9 protein-coding genes are annotated in these 7,815 nt (G+C 62.0%); 1 reads left to right on the top strand and 8 read right to left on the bottom strand.

The window, feature by feature from the left end; translation table 11 throughout:
* From VMR03_RS16150 to VMR03_RS16160, 3 genes are all read right to left on the bottom strand, one after another.
* Positions 1-555 (bottom strand): acyl-CoA dehydrogenase family protein (locus VMR03_RS16150; protein WP_325407018.1); only part of this gene is annotated, 555 nt, incomplete at its 3' end.
* 12 nt (positions 556-567) lie between these two features.
* The gene (locus tag VMR03_RS16155; protein WP_325407020.1) at positions 568-861 is read right to left on the bottom strand and encodes a putative quinol monooxygenase; all 294 of its coding nucleotides are present in this window, start codon (positions 859-861) and stop codon (positions 568-570) included.
* 119 nt (positions 862-980) lie between these two features.
* The gene (locus tag VMR03_RS16160; RefSeq protein WP_325407022.1) at positions 981-1,781 is read right to left on the bottom strand and encodes a crotonase/enoyl-CoA hydratase family protein; all 801 of its coding nucleotides are present in this window, start codon (positions 1,779-1,781) and stop codon (positions 981-983) included.
* Positions 1,782-2,063: 282 nt separating this feature from the next.
* Between VMR03_RS16160 and VMR03_RS16165 the strand changes: the two genes are divergently transcribed.
* Positions 2,064-3,512, top strand: a complete 1,449-nt coding sequence (locus tag VMR03_RS16165) for a sensor histidine kinase (protein ID WP_325407024.1) — start codon at positions 2,064-2,066, stop codon at positions 3,510-3,512.
* Here the strand turns inward: VMR03_RS16165 and VMR03_RS16170 are convergent, their stop codons facing one another.
* The 5 genes from VMR03_RS16170 to VMR03_RS16190 form a co-directional block, all read right to left on the bottom strand.
* Entirely contained in the window at positions 3,513-4,064 is a 552-nt protein-coding gene (locus VMR03_RS16170) for an inner membrane-spanning protein YciB (protein WP_325407026.1), read from the bottom strand.
* Positions 4,065-4,075: 11 nt separating this feature from the next.
* A complete protein-coding gene (locus VMR03_RS16175; protein ID WP_325407028.1) occupies positions 4,076-4,396 on the bottom strand; it encodes a transcriptional regulator in 321 nt (106 codons plus the stop codon).
* On the bottom strand, positions 4,389-4,982 hold the full coding sequence (locus VMR03_RS16180) for a hypothetical protein (protein ID WP_325407030.1): 594 nt from the start codon (positions 4,980-4,982) through the stop codon (positions 4,389-4,391). Before VMR03_RS16180 ends, VMR03_RS16175 begins: the two co-directional genes overlap by 8 nt.
* 282 nt (positions 4,983-5,264) lie before the next feature.
* Positions 5,265-6,395 (bottom strand): acyl-CoA dehydrogenase family protein, encoded by a 1,131-nt coding sequence (locus tag VMR03_RS16185; protein ID WP_325407032.1) that lies wholly within the window; start codon positions 6,393-6,395, stop codon positions 5,265-5,267.
* A 50-nt stretch (positions 6,396-6,445) separates the two neighbouring features.
* Positions 6,446-7,636 (bottom strand): acyl-CoA dehydrogenase family protein, encoded by a 1,191-nt coding sequence (locus tag VMR03_RS16190; protein WP_325407034.1) that lies wholly within the window; start codon positions 7,634-7,636, stop codon positions 6,446-6,448.
* Positions 7,637-7,815 lie beyond the last annotated feature (179 nt).

Here is a 7,815-nt window from a genome sequence, read left to right on the forward strand (position 1 = left end):
TTCCTGCGGCTTGCCCTCTTTCGAGGTCCGCACGAGGCAGAAAATCCAGTCCGCCCACTGCGCAACCGAGGTCCAGATCTTCGAGCCGTTGACGAGATAATGATCGCCCTTGTTCTCGGCCTTGGTCTGAAGCGAGGCGAGGTCGGAGCCCGAGCCCGGTTCCGAATAGCCCTGGCACCACAGAACATTCGTTTCGAGAATGTCAGGCAGGAACTTCTTCTTCTGTTCGGGCGAACCGAACTTCATGATGACCGGCGCCACCATGGTCGGACCGAACGGGATGGTGTGCGGAACGCCCGCGCGGCCCATCTCGACGTCGAAGATATATTTCTGCGACGCGGTGAAGCCCGGGCCGCCATATTCCTTCGGCCAGTTCGGCGCGAGCCAGCCCTTGCGCGCGAGCGCCTTCTGCCACTTCACATGGCTGTCCTTGTCGATATAGCCGTGTTTCGAGCGCGCGTGCTTGGCGCGTATGTCGGCCGTATAGGCCTCGTCGATGAAGGCGCGCACTTCCTGACGGAAGGCCTCGTCTTCCTTGCTGAAAGACAGGTCCATTCGAGATTATCCCTATTCGACTTTGGAAACGATCTGCAGCGTCGGACGACCGGCGAGAACCGCGCCGAGCGCCGGACCGGCCGCCTTGAAATGTTCGGACTGGCCGTGAGCCGCCATCGCATCTGCGGAGGCATACTGCTCCATCACGATATAGGTCGGCTCATCCTTCATCTTGAAGAAATCGTACTGCAGATTGCCCGTCTCGTTGGCGCGAACCTTGCCGCGCAGATCGGCGAAGATCTTCTCGAATTCAGCTTCCTTGCCTGGCTGCACTTTGATGGTGGCGACGATGCCGACGACGCTCATGATGTGGCTCCCTATTCCCGATGTTGATTTGTTGGGCGGGACTTTAGTGGCATTGGGGAGCCGCTTCAACGACTCCCGATGCCCGCCGCCCGAACGGAACGCGGTTCATTCCTGAACAGCTATTCGCCCTTATAGACCGGTACGCGCTTCTCGAAGAAGGCGTCGAGCGCCTCCCTGTGATCGGCGCTGTGATGGGCGAGCGCCTGCATCGAGGCCGAAAGCTCCATGATGCCGTCGAAGCTCGTCGTCATGCCGTGCCTGAGAAGCTGCTTGGTCATACGCAACACGTCCGGCGCCTGAACCGCGATCTTCCGCGCAATCGCTTCGGCCCGCGCCAATAGTTCCTCGGGCGGCACGACCTCGGACACGAGCCCCCATTCCTTCGCGGTCTGCGCGTCGATGGTGTCACCCGTGTACAGAAGCTCCGAAGCCCGTGCCATGCCGATAATGCGTGGCAGCAGCCAGGCTCCGCCATCGCCAGGGATGAGTCCGATCTTGAGGAAGGTCGCGCCGAAAATCGCGGAGCTCGCCGCAATGCGCGTGTCGCAAAGGCAGGCGACGTCATTGCCGAGCCCGATCGCCGGACCGTTGACGGCCGCGACGACCGGAACCTCTATGCCCCAGACGGCGCGCACGATACGGTGAATGCCGTTGCGGTAGCGTTCGCGTATATGCGTGCCGGGTCCGCCGAAGCCCTCCCCGCCGTCCCGCATCGCCTTGACATTGCCGCCCGCCGAAAAAGCCTGACCGGCGCCGGTCAAAATGACGCAGCGAACGTCGCGGTCGGCGTTGATGCGTGCCACGGCCTGCGAGAAATTATCGGGATCCTCGGCCGCACCGAGCGGATTGCGGATTTCCGGCCGGTTGATCGTCAGCGTGACGACATGGCCCTTTTTCTCGAATAGCAATGCATCGCTCATCCAGTTTCTCCCCATGGGCGCGGATTTGGGGCCCGCGCCTCGTTTGGCCGAAGCGATCCCCAGGAAACGCCCCGCGAAATATTGCTTTAACCACGAACTGGAAAAGCTTGTTAACAATTTTAGCCGACCCTCATCTCAAACGGGAAGCGAGAGATTCTGGGCAGGCGACACAAGTCGCCGATCCTTCCCGTGATCGAAGGGCGACTGCGTATGTCATGGGAAGACGCGCTTAGGAGTGCCGCTGCAAACCGGCGCGCCGGCGATAGCACGTCCAGGGAGGGAGTGGGTCCACGCTGGGCGTCGGCATTTGCCGGCCTTGGCGCGCTCCGCCGTCTCGCACCCCTGCGCATGTCGCATGAGGCCCGGCTTGCACAGCTTCGCGCCCTGGTCGAACCGCAGCTCAGCACGCCCGTCGTCTTCCCGCTGCTGGTCGCGGCATTCGGGCTGAGCCTTTCCGAGCGCGTGCCGCTATGGACGATCGTCACCTGGATACTGGTCGTGAATGCGACCCAGCTCGCCTGCTATCTGAACGCCCGCGCTTTCATCAAAGGCAACGTCCAGCCGGAAGGCGCCGAACATTGGGCGCGCCGCTTCGAGGCGCACACGCTCGCCTTCAGCATTGCCTTCTCCTCGGCGCTCTATTTCCTGTGGCCGACCGGAGATATCGCACGCCAGGCCTATATTCTGTCTGCCATGACGGTTTCGCTCGCACCGATGACTCTGGTGACGATCGCTTATTTCCCGGTTTTTTATCGCACCGTAATGCCGATCGCGGTCGCCATCGGGTTGAGGTTCGTCGCCTTCGGCGATCTCTTTCATTTTTCTCTGGTCGTCGTGCTCAGCCTCTTTATGGCGCTGCTCGTTCACCTCGCGGGCATCGTCAACAATGCCATTCTCGGCGCCATCAATCTGCAATCGGACAAGAATGCGCTGATCGAGCAACTCTTCCGCGCCAAACGCGAGTCGGATATAGCCCGCGCCCGGGCGGAAGAAGCCAATCGCGCAAAGTCGAGCTTTCTGGCCAACATGAGTCACGAGCTCCGGACGCCGCTCAACGCCATCATCGGCTTTTCGGAAGTCATGGCGAGCGAGATCTTCGGCGGCCACGCGAATCCGGTCTACAAGGAATATTCGCACGACATCAACCGCTCGGGTCAGCATCTCCTCGGCCTCATCAACGACATTCTCGATCTGTCGCGCATCGAAGCCGGGCGGTTCGAGATCGTCGAGGAAGAAGTGGACATCGTCCACCTTGCGAGAGATTGCGAGCGTCTGCTCGACATCCGCGCCCAGGCCCAGCGCGTCACCATTGTCGAGGACTTCGAAGGCGACTTGCCAATCCTCCGCGCCGACGCGCGCGCCCTGCGCCAGACATGGATCAATCTCCTGACCAATGCGATCAAGTTTTCGCCACCCAATACCGTCGTGACGATGATCGCGCGTCTCGATCCATCGGGCGATCTCCGCTTCGGCGTCCACGATCAGGGGCCGGGCATCGCCGAGTCCGAAATCGACAAGGTCATGGAAGCCTTCACTCAGGGCGCCGCCGGCATTGCGCAACCCGGCAAGGGCTCCGGACTAGGCCTTTCGATCGTCAAAGGGCTGCTTGCATTGCACGGCGGATGTTTCGAGTTGAAAAGCCGTCTCGGCGAAGGCACGCAAGCTGAGGCCGTCTTCCCCGCCGCGCGCCTGCGCCGCCCGACCCCGCCCGAGCGGCGCGCGAGCGCCTGATCAGACCGCCGTCGCGCGCGCGGCGGCGAGTCGGCGTACCACCGCCATGCGCATCAGAACATACTGGACCGCGAACAAGGCGAGCTTCGCTCCCATCGCGCCAAAGGCGATGAAGTAGCCCCAGATTTCCGGGCTGAAGGTCAGGGCGACGCCGATATTCGTAACGCCTAACCCGAACATCAATACCGCCCAGGCATAGCCCCAGCCGTTGATCATGCGAGCCGACATGTTCTCGGCGGCGACAGGCGGCAGGTAGCGGCCCATCCAGCCCTTGCGCAGCATGACGAAGCCGATGGCGAAATGAATGATGCTGGGCTTCACCATCATGAAGCGCGGATCGTGGAGATAGAGCGTGGCACCGCCGAAGACGATGACGAGGCCGAGACTCATCCACTGCATCGCATCGACCTGTCGTCCGCGGAATTTGAACAACGCGATCTGCCCGATGCCAACGGCGATGGCGGCGCCGGTGGCGATGAAGATGTCTCCAATGACCGCATAGAGCGCGACGAAAAAAATCGTCGATAGCATATCGTTGAAAAATTCCTTCATGACTTCCTCCGCTACCCGGGCCTACCGGTCGTCGCCGGCAGAAGCGCCTCGAGATGGTTCACATAGTCGAGCAGCGCCTGCCGCCCTTTTTCCGTCAGTGTGTAGGTCGTCTGCGGCTTACGCCCGACGAAGCGCTTCTCCATCGCGACATAACCGGCCTCCTCGAGTTTTCTTAAGTGCACACTCGCATTACCGTCTGTCGTCTTGGTCGCATCGCGGATCGTCGTGAAATCGACGCAAGCCTCGCGGGCTCCGGCAAGAAACGCGACGATGGCCAGCCGGACGCGGCCTTGCAGAACTTCGTCGATGGCGCTGTGGTCGTAATCAGCCATGGGCGGCAGGCCGCCTGAGCCAGAGCATGAGCCCCGGCAGGCAGAGCAGCACGATCATGAAGCCCGCCCCGGCCAGCAGACCTTCCGCGCGGCCATGCAGCAGAAAAAAGACGACCGCCGCGCCCCACCAGCCGGCCGCAATGAACCGGAGCCATCGGATTTTGGTGATCGACGCGCTGGCGAAGAAGCAGAGCCCGAGAAGACCGGCAACGCGCGTGTCCATCCACTCGCCCTCGATGCCGCCGACGGTCTGCATGATCGCGAAGATCACCGTGGTAACGCCGAAGCCGAGCCAGAGCGCGCGAAGGGCGTCGATGGCGGGACTCGCGGCACGCCCCTCCGGACGGAGACGCAGGCGGCCGCCGAACAGGGAAAACAGCCAGCCGACGGCAACGAGAGACCACCAGATCACGGATGGGCTGAGCGTCCACAGCCGAACGACAAAGGCATAGGTCCCGAGATAACCCAGCGCCATCAGCGCGCCCCAGAGCGCGAAATCGGGGCTACGCAGATGCGCATAGGCCCGGCCCTGCTCAAGGGCGCTCCTGATGAAGGCGATCTCCTCGCGAACCTTATCGTCGCCCATCAGCTTCTCCCGGATGCAATGTACTTTATTTTTTAAAGTACGAAATTGAAAAGGTCAACCGGATAGGACCGATCACCGGGTCCTCTATCTTCCGGGTCGAGGTCTGAAGTCGACCGGAACGTTGCCTCAACCCCTTGCCGCGATTCGCTTATTCGGGATGACATGTGGCGCTGGCGACGGGTCCCGATAGCCTGAGTCGCTGGACTCGATCCTCAGATTCGGCCCAAAAAAGAAAGGCCGTAACGTGAGTTACGGCCTCCCCTTCGACTCGGACTCGAAAGCTTATGCAGCGGTCGAGTAACGCTTCAACTGATGATCGACATTGCCGAACTGGGTGTCGATCATCGTCAGGCGCTTGAAATAGTGGCCGACATTGAGTTCGTCGGTCATGCCCATGCCGCCATGAAGCTGCACGGCCTGCTGGCCGACGAAGCGGCCAGCCTTGCCGATCTGGACCTTGGCGCCGGCGGCGGCCTTGGTGCGCTCGGCGTCGTTCTCGTCGAGCTTCAGGTTGACCATGTAGGTCATCGAGACGGACTGCTCATAGGCCATGAACATGTCGACCATGCGGTGCTGGAGCACCTGGAACTTGCCGATCGGCACGCCGAACTGCTTGCGCGTCTTGCAATATTCGACCGTCGCCTTGTTGAGTTCGCCCATGCAGCCCGTGGCTTCGGCCGCGAGTGCCGCGATCGCCTGATCGGTGATCTTCTCGACGAGCGGCAAGCCCTTGCCTTCCGCGCCGATCAACGCATCGGCACCGACCTTGACGTTCTCGAAGGTGATTTCCGAAGCGCGGCGGCCGTCAACCGTCGGATAGTCGCGGGTCGAGACGCCGGGGGCGTTCTTGTCGACGATGAAGACCGAAACGCCGTCGCGGTCGCGCTGGCCGCCGGAGGTGCGCGCGGTGACGATCAGCTTCTGCGCCCAGGGGGCGCCGAGAACCACGGCCTTGTAGCCGTTGATCGTGTAGCCCGCGCCGTCCTTCTTCGCCGTGGTGACGAGGTCGGCGAGGTTGTAGCGGCCCTGCGGTTCGGCATAGGCGAAGGCCCAGACCGTCGAACCGTCGATGATGCCCGGAATATTGGCTTCCTGCTGCGCGGCCGTGCCGGCCTCGCGGAGGAACCCGCCGGCGATGACGACCGTTTCGATGAAGGGCTCGACGACGAGATGACGGCCGAATTCCTCGGCGATGATCATCGTCTCGATGGCGCCGCCACCAAGGCCGCCCATCTCTTCCGAGAAGGGCGCAGCGAGAAGGCCGAGCTCGGCGAACTGCGCCCACATCGGCTGGCTCCAGCCTTCGGCCGACTTCACGATCTTGCGACGCGTGTCGAAGTCATACTTGTCGTTGAGCAGGCTCTGCACCGTATTGCGAAGCAGGGTCTGCTCCTCTGTGAACGAAAAATCCATGGTCCGTACCCTTCCCGTTGAGTGCTGTTTCTGTGAGGTGCTTTTTGGCTTTAAAGGCCGAGCACCATTTTTGCGATGATGTTGTGCTGAATTTCGTTCGAGCCGCCATAGATCGACGTCTTGCGCATGTTGAAGTAGTTCTGCGCGCTGCCGTTCGAGTAATCCGGCCCGGCGATGAATTCATTGCCGGTGAGTTCGCCCGTCGGCACGTTGACGTGACCGTAATTGCCGACCGCCTCGAGCGTCAGCTCGGTGATGCGCTGCTGGATCTCGGTGCCCTTGATCTTGAGGATCGAGGCTTCCGGCCCGGGCCCCCGGCCCTTGCTTTCGGCGGCGAGCGTGCGCAGTTCCGTCACTTCGAGCGCGGTGAGATCGATTTCGAGTTCGGCGACCTTGCGCGAGAACTCATCGGTCTTGATGAGCGGCGCCCCGTCGACAAGCTCGGCCGTCGCGATCGACTTCAGGCGTTCGATCGCCTTCTTGGAACGCGAGACGCCCGCGATGCCCGACCGCTCGTTGCCGAGCAGGAACTTCGCATAGGTCCAGCCCTTGTTCTCCTCGCCGATCAGGTTTTCGGCCGGCACCTTCACGTCTTCGAGGAAGACCTCGTTGACCTCATGCGCGCCATCCATCGTGATGATCGGACGCACGGTGATGCCCGGCGTCTTCATGTCGATGAGGAGGAAGGAAATGCTCTCCTGCGGCTTCGAATTCGGATCGGTGCGGACGAGGCAGAACATCCAGTCGGCATATTGCGCCAGCGTCGTCCAGATCTTGTGGCCGTTGACGACATAATGATCGCCCTCGCGGACGGCGCGCGTCTTGAGGCCGGCGAGATCGGAGCCAGCGCCCGGCTCCGAATAGCCCTGGCACCACCAATCGTCGCCCGACAGGATGCCCGGCAGGAACCGCTTCTTCTGTTCCTCGTTGCCGTAGTTGAAGATCACCGGACCGACCATCGCGAGGCCGAAGGGAAGAAGCGCCTGCGTCTCGGCGCGCGCATTCTCCTCGTTCCAGATATAGCGCTGCGTGGTCGTCCAGCCCGTGCCGCCGTATTCGACCGGCCAATGCGGAACGATCCAGCCCTTCTTGTAAAGGATGCGATGCCAGGTGAGGATTTCCTCCTTGGTCATCTCGCCGCGCGTCCGGCGCGACTTCAGGTCCTTCGGGTAATTCTCGGCGATGAAGCTGCGAACCTCGTCGCGGAAGGCGAGGTCCTCGGGCGAGAAACTCATGTCCATAGGGCGATCCTCCAGAACGGCGGGCCTGGCCGTCGAAGCCCGCCTAACCGTCTCATTTTACGTACGAAAGGGCCGGTGCGATCATTTCGCCCGGCCGCTTATTTTGGCGGTGATATTAGCCACCCTCGCCCCCGTTGCAAGGCCGGCGGCTGTGCGGCAGGAAACGGGCTCCTGTGCGC

Source organism: Parvibaculum sp. (assembly GCF_035511255.1).
GTDB lineage: Bacteria > Pseudomonadota > Alphaproteobacteria > Parvibaculales > Parvibaculaceae > Parvibaculum.

What these genes read in the sequence shown, in the direction of transcription:
- VMR03_RS16155 (WP_325407020.1), bottom strand. Translation starts at nt 861, where the DNA reads ATGAGCGTCGTCGGCATCGTCGCCACCATCAAAGTGCAGCCAGGCAAG.
- VMR03_RS16160 (WP_325407022.1), bottom strand. Translation starts at nt 1,781, where the DNA reads ATGAGCGATGCATTGCTATTCGAGAAAAAGGGCCATGTCGTCACGCTG.
- VMR03_RS16170 (WP_325407026.1), bottom strand. Translation starts at nt 4,064, where the DNA reads ATGAAGGAATTTTTCAACGATATGCTATCGACGATTTTTTTCGTCGCG.
- VMR03_RS16175 (WP_325407028.1), bottom strand. Translation starts at nt 4,396, where the DNA reads ATGGCTGATTACGACCACAGCGCCATCGACGAAGTTCTGCAAGGCCGC.
- VMR03_RS16180 (WP_325407030.1), bottom strand. Translation starts at nt 4,982, where the DNA reads ATGGGCGACGATAAGGTTCGCGAGGAGATCGCCTTCATCAGGAGCGCC.
- VMR03_RS16185 (WP_325407032.1), bottom strand. Translation starts at nt 6,395, where the DNA reads ATGGATTTTTCGTTCACAGAGGAGCAGACCCTGCTTCGCAATACGGTG.
- VMR03_RS16190 (WP_325407034.1), bottom strand. Translation starts at nt 7,636, where the DNA reads ATGGACATGAGTTTCTCGCCCGAGGACCTCGCCTTCCGCGACGAGGTT.